This window comes from Rhodococcus sp. NPDC059969, assembly GCF_042738325.1.
Taxonomy (GTDB): domain Bacteria; phylum Actinomycetota; class Actinomycetes; order Mycobacteriales; family Mycobacteriaceae; genus Rhodococcus_F.
The window spans coordinates 1-1,316 of record NZ_JBHWUF010000041.1; the positions used below are offsets into that span (position 1 = coordinate 1).

Below are 1,316 nucleotides of genomic sequence, written 5' to 3' on the forward strand. Positions count from 1 at the left end.
CGCGGAGCCTGTGGAAGCGGGAAGCGGATTTCACCTCCCGCCGCAGGTCAGCTGGGGACAACTCCGAGGGCCAGGGCGCGCAGTTCGGCGTCGGCGAGGTAGCCGATGGCCAGGCGGCGGCCCTTGTCGCCGGGCAGGCGCAGGACACCGGTCCCGCGTTCGGTGCTGATGAGGGCGGGGTCGATGCCCAGGCGGGACAGGAGCTGGCGGCTGGGGCGGCCCATGATGACGGTGGCCACCTTGGTCAGGACGTCCCGGTCGCCGAGGCCGAACCAGCAGAGCGCTTCGAGGTCGGCGTCGACGGCGAGGTGGCATCCGACGCTGTGGCCGGCGAGCACGACGGGCCGCAGCAGGCGCACGGCGGCGTCCAGCTCCGTGTGGCCTCCGCAGTTGATGCGGGCCCGCATCTGGGTGAGTTCGTCGACGATCAGCAGGCGCCGCGGGCCCTGTTCGCCGGAGGTGTACCGTCGCATCATCTCGGCGTGGAACAGGCGGATCTCCTCGGCGATCTCGGCCGGTGACCTGCCGATGGTGAGGCCCGGCAGGCCGTCCAGGTTCTCGAAGCTGGTCCGCTTGGGGTCGATCACGGTGACGGTGGCGCCGTCGGCGAGGGCCTGCACGGCGAGGCGGCGCAGCAGGGAGGAGACGCCGCCTCCGGTCGATGCGGCGGCCAGCAGGTGCGGGTGCTGGTCGAGGTCGAGGGTGACGGCCTCACCGGTGTCGAGGTCGGCGCCCAGGGCCAGGTAGTGGTTGTGCGTCTGAGGGATGCGGTTCGCGGTCATCGGGGGTGCCCTTCTGTCAGACGGGTTGGTGGTGTGGCGGTCAGTGGTGGAGGGTGCCGAGGGCGAGGCTGCGGGCCTGGCTGGCGGTGATGTGCGTGAGGTCGAGCTGGCGGCCCTGGGCGGTGTCCGGGGTGCGCCAGATCGCGGCGCCGACGCCGGGCCGCTCCAGCAGCGGGTCGACGCCGAGGAGGCGGGCCAGGTCGTGGTCGGCGGGGCCGATCAGGAGGGTGGCGGTGGCCGACCGGAGCAGGTCGGCGTCCAGCTGCTGCACGACGGTCGCGGCGTCGATGTCGGTGACGAGGTGGATGCCCGCGGCGCGGCCGGTCAGGAGGATCCGCTTGAGGTCGGTCAGGGACCACAGCAGGCCGTGGTCCTCTTCCTGCCGCGCGTTGTGCCACAGGGCCGCGAGGCCGTCGACCGCCAGGACCCGCCGTCCGGAGACCAGGGCTGGGTCCGTCGCGGCGGCACGGAGGCGGTCCTCCATGTCGCCGACATACGAGCGGATGACGTCGCGGACCTCGCCAGGCTCGTAGG

The 1,316-nt window shown here is 72.9% G+C and carries 2 protein-coding genes; both read right to left on the minus strand.

Translation table 11 applies throughout. The features are described 5' to 3' along the window. Nucleotides 1-47: 47 nt before the first annotated feature. Nucleotides 48-782 (minus strand): FtsK/SpoIIIE domain-containing protein, encoded by a 735-nt coding sequence (locus ACFWAD_RS29900; RefSeq protein ID WP_378550477.1) that lies wholly within the window; start codon nt 780-782, stop codon nt 48-50. 40 nt (nt 783-822) lie between these two features. Further along, on the minus strand, nt 823-1,316 hold a 494-nt coding region (locus tag ACFWAD_RS29905), incomplete at its 5' end, for a hypothetical protein (RefSeq protein ID WP_378550480.1).